This window comes from Sandarakinorhabdus rubra (assembly GCF_010994245.1).
In the GTDB taxonomy this organism is placed as follows: Bacteria; Pseudomonadota; Alphaproteobacteria; order Sphingomonadales; family Sphingomonadaceae; genus Sandarakinorhabdus; species Sandarakinorhabdus rubra.
This window is the reverse complement of record NZ_WMHO01000130.1, coordinates 1-7,541: the sequence shown is the minus strand read 5'-3', so window position 1 is coordinate 7,541 and position 7,541 is coordinate 1. Positions and strand designations below refer to the sequence as shown.

The window sequence follows — 7,541 nt, the reverse complement described above, 5'->3', positions numbered from 1 at the left end:
CGCCCTGCAGCGCCGCCTCGCCGCCAGCGTGCCCAGCTGGCGGGGCGGCTGATCGCGGGCGCGCGGGCATGGATGATCCTGTTCGCCGCATCGGCTTTTCCCGGCGCGCGCTGCTGCTGGGCGGCGGCATGGGCGTCACGGGCGCGCTCCTGGCCGGGCGCATGGCCTGGCTGGCGGTGTTCGAGGGCGAGACCTATCGCCTGAAGGCCGATGGCAACCGCATCCAGAACCGGCTGATTCCACCGCGGCGCGGCTGGATCGTCGATCGCCACGGCAAACCGGTGGCCATGAACCGGCCCGATTATCGCCTCGAACTGCGGCCCGCCGAGGTGGAGAGCCTCGACAGCGCGCTCATTGCCATCCGCCAGGTGATCGATCTGCCTGCCGACACCGAACAGCGGATCCGCGACGATGTCGCCAGCCAGCCGCGCTTCATGCCGGTGTTGGTGCGGCAGGACCTGTCGTGGGCGGAATTTTCGGCCTGCAACGTGCGGCTGGCCACCGTGCCGGGCGTGGCGGCGGTGCGCAGCTTCTCGCGCCATTATCCCGAGGCCGATCATTGTGCGCACCTGATCGGCTATGTCGGCGCGCCGACCCCCGAACAATATCGCGCCCAGCGCGACCCGCTGCTGATCTACCCCGGCTTCCGCATCGGCAAGGATGGCATCGAGCGTTTTGCCGACCAGCAGCTGCGCGGCCAGGCCGGTGCTACGCGCGTGGAGGTGACGGCGCGCGGCGAGCTGGTCCGCGAACTGGGCATGGAGCCCGACCAGCCCGGCGACACGCTGGCGCTGACCATCGACCGAGCGCTGCAGAACTATGCCGCGCGCCGGCTGGGGGACAATTCGGGCAGCGTAATCGTCCTCGATTGCCTCACCGGCGACGTGCTGGCGATGGTGTCGATGCCGGCCTATGATCCCAACATCTTCGCGCGCCGGGTTCCGGCCCGCCTGTGGCGGGCGCTGCAGGAAGATGATCACACGCCCCTGCTCAACAAGAGCGCCATGGGCCTCTACCCACCCGGCTCGACCTTCAAGATGGTGACGACGCTGGCGGCGCTGGAGGCCGGGATCGACCCCGAGGACACGGTGTCGTGCAGCGGCGCCTATCGGCTGGGCAGCAACACCTGGCACTGCCACGCACGGCGCGGCCATGGCGGAGTGAACATGCACCGCGCCCTGCCGCTGTCGTGCGACACCTATTTCTATGCCATGGGCCGGCGGGTGGGCATCGATGCCATCGCCGCCATGGCCCGCCGGCTGGGGCTGGGGCAGGAGTTTCCCCTGCCCCTGCCCGGCCAGGCCACCGGCATCGTGCCCGACAAGGCCTGGAAGCAGCGACGGTTCCAGCAGAACTGGCGCGAGGGCGAGACACTGAACGCCGCCATCGGCCAGGGCTATGTGCTGGCCAACCCGCTGCAGCTGGCAGTGATGACCGCAAGGCTGGCGAGCGGCCTCGCGGTGTTGCCGCGCCTGTTCAAGGACGGCCCGGCGCCGGATTTTCCCTCGCTCGGCATCCCCGACGACCATTTGGCCGTGGTGCGGGACGGCATGACAGGCGTGGTCAACGCCGGCTATGGCACCGCCCGCGCCGCGCGCAGCCCCGTCCCAGACGTGCTGTTTGCCGGCAAGACCGGCACCGCCCAGGTGCGCCGCATCAGCATGGCCGAACGCCGGCGCGGCGTGATCCGCAACGAGGCGCTGCCGTGGAAATATCGCGATCATGCGCTGTTCGTCGCCTTTGCGCCGGTGGCCAGCCCCCGCTATGCCGTGTCCGTGATCCTTGAGCATGGCATTGCCGGCGGCCGCTATGCTGCCCCCATCGCGCGCGACGTGCTCAGCTTCCTGTTCGAGCCTGAGCGCGCGCTGTCCGTTTTGCCCGCGATCGAGGCGGAAGCCGCCGAACGCAAGGCCGCCCGTGCCGCTGCCGAAGCCGCCGCCGGCATTGCCCAGGAAACCCGCCAGATGATGCCAAGCTGGCTGCGCATCGAACTGGCGCCGCCCAGCTACGAAATCGCCGATCCGGACGCGCCACAGCCGCCCAGAGAACCTGAGTGAGCGCAGCGTGGACCTGATCAACGGCCCCTGGCAGCGAGAGCTGCGGCGCCTGCCGTGGGGGCTGGTGGCAGTCACCACCGCCATCGCGGGCTTTGGCAGCGTGGTGCTCTATTCGGCGGGCGGCGGTGCGCTCGACCCGTGGGCGCTGCGGCACGGCGTGCGCTATTCACTGTTCCTGGCCGCCGCGCTGGCCATCGCCATGGTGCCGCCCGACCGTTGGCTCAAATGGGCGTGGCCGATCTATGGCATCATCATGGTCAGCCTGGTTGGCGTCGAGGTGGTGGGCGCCGTCAAGGGCGGCAGCCAGCGCTGGCTGAACCTGGGGTTCATGGAGTTCCAGCCATCGGAGATGATGAAGCTGGCCATCGTGCTGGTGCTGGCGCGCTATTTCCACTTCGTACCCAAGGGCTATGAAAGCCGGCCCGACGTGCTGGTGCCGGCGCTGGCGATCATTGCGGCGCCGGTGGGGCTGGTGATGCTGCAGCCCGATCTGGGCACGGCACTGTCGATCCTGTTCGGCGGCGTGGTGGTGATGTTCCTGGCTGGCGTCAGGCTGTGGCTGTTCGGCGTGGCCACGGCCGGTGTGGCGGCGCTGCTGCCCATCGCCTGGAGCCTCCTCCACGATTACCAGAAGCGCCGCGTGCTGATTTTCCTTGATCCCGAAAGCGATCCGCGCGGCGCCGGCTATCACATCACCCAGAGCAAGATCGCGATCGGTTCGGGCGGCCTGTCGGGCAAGGGCTTCCTCAATGGCACGCAGAGCCATCTCGATTATCTGCCGGAACTGCATACCGATTTCGTGTTCGCCACCATGGCCGAGGAATGGGGGCTGATGGGCGGCCTGCTGGTGATACTCCTCTATGGCCTGGTGCTGGCCTGGGGCATCCGCACCGCGGTGAGGGCGCCCAGCCAGTTCCAGCGCCTGCTCAGCCTGGGGCTCACCGCCACGCTGTTCTTCGCACTGGCGATCAACATGATGATGGTGATGGGCCTGGCCCCGGTGGTGGGCATCCCGCTGCCGCTGATCAGCTGGGGCGGATCGGCCATGCTGACCGTGATGATCCTCTTGGGCCTTGTGATGGGTGTCGCCCGCGCCAACCGCCGGCCTGCCTGAGAAAACGGTTTACAACCCCCGCCCCCCTTGCTAATCGCGCGCTCCCGATTGCCGGGCCAGCCATACAGGCATCCTTGGCACGATGGACGCATAGCTCAGTCGGTAGAGCAGCTGACTCTTAATCAGCGGGTCCCAGGTTCGAGCCCTGGTGCGTCCACCACCTTCCACGATTTCGGACAACTGCCGGGCGATTGCGGCTGCCGCCTCAGCGATCCTTGCCGATGTGCTGCATCAGCGCGGCGCGGACGGCGGCGCGGTCCAGCCGCAGCGGCTGGCGGCGCAGGGTCGCGATCTCGGCCGGCGTGTAGGGCGTGAACCCGGCCGGCAGGTGGCTGGCGTCAAAGCGCTGCAGCGTCCAGTTGAGCAGCTGCGCAAGCCGGACATCGTCAAGATCGACCATGGCAACACCCGGCACCCGGGCCACGAACTGGCGCCCGCCCGGTGCGGTGAGGAAGCGCGCGACCGTGCCGGCAAGCGGCGGCGTGTTGATCGCGTTGCCGGCGCCATCGGGCTGGTGGCAGCCCTGGCACTTGAGCATGTAATCCACACGGGCCTGCGCGGGATCGGGAACGCCGGCCATGGCCTGTGCCTGAGCCCCGGTAGCGGCCAGCATGGGGCCGGCGACGAGCAACAGTGCCAGGGCCCCGAGCCGGATCACTTGGCCTTGTCTGCCACGCCGACGATGGCGGCCACCGAGCAGTTGTAGATGCTGCTCTGGGTGCCCAGGCACCAGTTGTAATCATTGTTCGATTGCGGGCGCGCCTGCGGGCGATCGCCCTCGTTGCGGTTGCAGAAGCACTGGCCGCACGAGGATACGCCGCAGCAGTCATTATAACTGATGACGTAAGCGCGGCCGTCGGCGGCGTTGATGCAGGTGCCGATCCAGGTGATCGGCGACATCTCGGTGCCGGGCGGGCAGCTGTTCACCGTGCCCCCGCAGCAGGTGCACAGGAAACCATCGATCGCGCAGTAGCGCCAGTAATCGCAGCTGGCCTGGTCGCCCGGGTCCTGCGGATTGCCCGACAGCATCGGCGGCCGGCTGCCGGGCGCCCCGGGCGCACTGCTGGCGGCGCGGGCCACCGGGAGCAGCGGAAAGCCACCGGCGCCGGTGATGGCAGCACCCAGCACGGCCAGCACGCTGCGCCGCGAGGTGCCGCGGGCCAGACGCCGCGCGAAGCGCTCGGTCAGGCGATCGATACCGCTCATGCTCGGGCACTCCTGTTGCGGGCGGCGGGGGTGAACAGCGCGATCATTGCGCCGGCACCATAATGAGCGGGCTCATAGCGGCCGTGGCGCCAAGCTGGCGCACCAGCTGGCCCGAGGCAGCGTCGAACAGGTCGATCTGGCCATCGGCGCGCGCCACCACCAGATGCGGCGTGGCCTCGCGGGTGACGGTGATGGAGCCGGCAACGCCCTTGAGGTCGATGCGGCGCAGTTGCTGGTTCCTGACCGGATCGACCACCCAAACCTCGGTCCCGCCGTCCTTGTGGCTGCCTTCGCGGCCGGCCGGGCTCATCAGCACATAGAGCAGGCCCGCCGCATCGCTGGCCATCACCTGCCATCCGCCCGGGCGCCATTCCGGGGCGCCGCCGGGTGCGGTGCCGACGCTGGCCGGCGTCAAGGGCCTGGCGACCGGGCCGGACAGGTCGAAGCCCTTGAGCTGGCCCTTGTAGGACACGAACCACGCGGTGCGGCCCACCATGGCCGGGTTGCCGAACAGCGGCTGGTTGTCGAGGTCCTGCACACGCGCCAGCGTGGCCGATGAGACCACCGCGCCCTTGTCGTCTAGCTGGACGCTGATCATCGAACCGTCGGCACAAAAGCTGGAAAAGCCGCGCGGGCCGGTGGCAAAGACGTGGGCACAGCCGGGCAGGTCCACCTCCCCCAGCACCCGCCGTGCATCGAGATCGACCACCGTGACCGACTGGGCAGGGGTGAAGTTGGTGACCAGCGCCCAGCGATCGCCGTTGATCAGCTGGAACTGGCCGACATAGGACACGGTCTGCTGGCGCTTGCCGCCGGGCAGCACGATCTCGCCCTTGGGCTCCAGCGTCGCGGTGTCCCAGATCGTGATGGCATCGGTCCGCTCGCCGCGGGTGAGACGGGAATAGAAGGTCTCGGCAGTGAAGATCTCGCGGCGGCCCCTTGAATATTGCATCGAGGCAAACTGCGCTGCCCGAACCAGGCCCTTCAGCGGGCGCACGCCATCGGCGGTATCCACCACGGCCACCCGGCCATCGAGGATCGACAGGAAGCGGAAATCATGCACCAGCACCCAGCTGGCCGGATAATCCGCAGGCAGACGGCCGACAGACGGCAGGGCCTCTTCGGGAAGCGGAGGCGGCGGGCTCTGGGCGGACACGGCACTGGCCCCCAGCAGCAGCGAAAGCACAAGTGCGGTGATCCGCATCGGCCCGTTCCTTCGATCGTGCCCGGTCCCCACGTGGCCGGGCAGCGCGGCCATGATGTTTGAGGATGACAACTTATGTCAAGCGTCCTAAATTTTGTCTGGCAACTTCCTCAAGGAGAGCGGTCGGGTGCCAAAACAGCCGCCAAAGCTCCCCTCCATCACGGTGGCAGACCTTGCCGTTCCGCCGCGTGAGGGCGGCTATGTTCGCGGCGACAAGACGCGGGAGGACATTCTCAGGGCCGCGCTGGGGCTGCTGGTGGAGGATGGCTATCGCGCCCTGTCGATGCGCCGGGTTGCGGCGGCCTGCGGGATGCGCCTCGGCAACCTGACCTATCATTTCCCCACCCGCGAGGACCTGCTGCGGGCGCTGTTCGAAGCGGTGATCGGCAGTTACGAGGTCGAGTTCGCCGAGATCGCCCGCCTGCCCGGCCCTGCCCCGGAGGTGCAACTGGTGGCCGTCTGCCAGCTCATTCTGGATGACATACGGACCAAGAAGACCACGCATCTCTTCCCGGAACTGTGGGCCCTGTCCAACCACGACGCGTTTGTGCTGGAGCGGGTTCAGGAACTTTATGCCCGGGCGCGCCAGCCGATCCTCGAGGCCATCGCGGCGATGCGGCCGGACCTTGACGAGGCAACCCGACAGGATCTTGCCCTGTTCATTTCAGCCTCGATGGAAGGGCTGACGATCTTTGCCGGCCATGGCAAGCCATTCGAAGCCCGCATGCCCGACCTCGAGCAGATTGCCATTGGGTGCTTCCTGGACCTCGTGCGCACATATGGCCGCCCGGAATAGGGCGGCCTGTGCTCACCCGATCCGGTCGCGCAGGGCATACCAGAGCATGCCCAGCACGTGCAGTGGCCCGCGCAGCAGGCGGCCGCCGGGGAAGCCGGGCGGCGCGATGGCAGCGAAGCGGGCAAAACGCGTCTCGTCCCCGCTCGCGGCCTCTGCGAGCAGAGCGCCGCCCAGGGTGGACAGCACCGCCCCCTGCCCCGAATAGCCGTGCGCCCACAACAGGGGCCCGTCACGGCCGATATCCGGCAGTCGACTGCGCGTGATCGACACCAGCCCGCCCCAGGCATGGGTGAGGCGCACGCCGGCCAGCATCGGAAAACTGCGTTCGAGAAACGGGCGCACAAAGCCCGCCATGTCGGCTGGCGGGCGCGGCGTGTAGCGTTCGCCGCCGCCGAACAGCAGCCGGCCGTCGGACGTGCGGCGGAAATAATTGACCACGAAGCGGCTGTCGCTCACCGCCTGGTTGCCGGGGATGAGGCTGGCGCCACCGTCGGGCAACACCTCTGTTGTCACCAGATAATTGGCCACCGGCATGGTGCGGCTGTTCACCCGGCGGTTCAGCCCGTCGAGCAGCGCATCACCGGCCAGGATCGCCTGGGCCGCCTGCACGCGGCCAGCTGGCGTTGTCAGCACCACGCCAGCGCCGGTGCGCGAAAGCTGCGTGACCGGGCTGGCTTCGTGCAGCACGGCGCCGGCGGCTTCGGCAGCGCGCGCGAGACCCAAGGTGTAGTTCAACGTGTGGAAATGGCCGCCGCCGGCATCGAGCAGCGCGCCGTGGCTGGGACTGGCCACGGCCGCGCGCGCCGCATTGGCATCGAGCAGACTGAGCCCCTGATAGCCCAGCTGCGCGGCGGCCTCGATCTCGCGGGCGAAGTCCGCCAGTTCGCCAGGGCGCACGGCGGTGGTGAGATGGCCGGTGAGCGCCAGATCGCAGGCAATGCCGTGGCGGGCAATCAGCTGGGCGACCAGATCGCGCGCCGACAGGGCGAGCTGGAACAGCGCGCGCCCCCGTTCCGGCCCAAGCCGTGCCAGCAGGTCTGCCGCGCCCCAGCGCAGGCCGGGGATGATCTGCCCGCCGTTGCGGCCCGAGGCGCCATGGCCGATGCGCGCCGCCTCGAGCAGCACCACGCTGGCCCCGCGTTCGGCGAGGTGCAGCGCCGCCGA

At 68.8% G+C, this 7,541-nt stretch carries 7 protein-coding genes and 1 tRNA gene; 4 read left to right on the top strand and 4 right to left on the bottom strand.

All coding sequences use genetic code 11. From position 1 onward, the window contains the following. The first annotated feature begins 68 nt into the window (after nt 1–68). The 3 genes from mrdA (at nt 69) to GJV64_RS09070 (ending at nt 3,331) form a co-directional block, all read left to right on the top strand. A complete protein-coding gene (gene mrdA / locus GJV64_RS09080; RefSeq protein WP_164156932.1) occupies nt 69–2,057 on the top strand; it encodes a penicillin-binding protein 2 in 1,989 nt (662 codons plus the stop codon). A gap of 7 nt (nt 2,058–2,064) precedes the next feature. Next, entirely contained in the window at nt 2,065–3,171 is a 1,107-nt protein-coding gene (gene rodA, locus GJV64_RS09075) for a rod shape-determining protein RodA (RefSeq protein WP_205599574.1), read from the top strand. 84 nt (nt 3,172–3,255) lie between these two features. Continuing rightward, a tRNA-Lys gene (locus tag GJV64_RS09070) sits at nt 3,256–3,331 on the top strand. 45 nt (nt 3,332–3,376) lie between these two features. Here the strand turns inward: GJV64_RS09070 and GJV64_RS09065 are convergent. The 3 genes from GJV64_RS09065 to GJV64_RS09055 all read right to left on the bottom strand — a co-directional run bounded on the left by GJV64_RS09065 (nt 3,377) and on the right by GJV64_RS09055 (nt 5,581). Further along, nucleotides 3,377–3,751 (bottom strand): c-type cytochrome, encoded by a 375-nt coding sequence (locus tag GJV64_RS09065; RefSeq protein WP_235927676.1) that lies wholly within the window; start codon nt 3,749–3,751, stop codon nt 3,377–3,379. A gap of 74 nt (nt 3,752–3,825) precedes the next feature. After that, nucleotides 3,826–4,377, bottom strand: a complete 552-nt coding sequence (locus GJV64_RS09060) for a methylamine dehydrogenase light chain (RefSeq protein WP_164156931.1) — start codon at nt 4,375–4,377, stop codon at nt 3,826–3,828. 43 nt (nt 4,378–4,420) lie between these two features. Continuing rightward, nucleotides 4,421–5,581 carry an amine dehydrogenase large subunit gene (locus GJV64_RS09055; RefSeq protein WP_164156930.1) on the bottom strand — a complete coding sequence of 387 codons (1,161 nt, stop codon included), beginning with the start codon at nt 5,579–5,581 and terminating at the stop codon, nt 4,421–4,423. A 127-nt stretch (nt 5,582–5,708) separates the two neighbouring features. Here GJV64_RS09055 and GJV64_RS09050 point away from each other — a divergent pair, with 127 nt between their 5' ends. Beyond that, entirely contained in the window at nt 5,709–6,377 is a 669-nt protein-coding gene (locus GJV64_RS09050; RefSeq protein WP_164156929.1) for a TetR/AcrR family transcriptional regulator, read from the top strand. 12 nt (nt 6,378–6,389) lie between these two features. Here the strand turns inward: GJV64_RS09050 and GJV64_RS09045 are convergent. Beyond that, nucleotides 6,390–7,541, bottom strand: a 1,152-nt coding sequence (locus GJV64_RS09045; protein ID WP_164156928.1) for an NAD(P)/FAD-dependent oxidoreductase, incomplete at its 5' end; no start/stop codon positions are given.